1 protein-coding gene is annotated in these 282 nt (G+C 32.3%); it reads left to right on the top strand.

What is annotated here, in order from left to right; all coding sequences use genetic code 11:
• Positions 1 to 282: hypothetical protein (locus tag ACNKXV_RS14640; protein ID WP_417908431.1), on the top strand; the 282-nt coding region annotated here is incomplete at both ends.

Here is a 282-nt window from a genome sequence, read left to right as displayed (position 1 = left end):
AGTGGATAATTCAGATCAATATCCAAACATTAACGTACTGGGAAATAAGTATCCAGACGAGGCAGATAAAGAAATGGCACATGGTTATACCAATCATACTCAAATAAAATGGAATGGTATACTTGGAAACATCGTTTTAAGTTCTTCGGAAAAATCTAAACCGAAAAACCTACACATCTACTCTGATATTAGCAATGAAAGTCTCGATATACAATTTGAACAGACAGTAGATAATTCAGATAAAATTAAAATAGAGATTGAAGACAGTGAAGGGAATTCTAT

The sequence above is a fragment of the Christiangramia aquimixticola genome (genome assembly GCF_048285835.1).
Taxonomy (GTDB): Bacteria; Bacteroidota; Bacteroidia; order Flavobacteriales; family Flavobacteriaceae; genus Christiangramia; species Christiangramia aquimixticola.
Note: the sequence above shows the minus strand (reverse complement) of the source record. Positions and strands in the feature narration are given on the sequence as shown.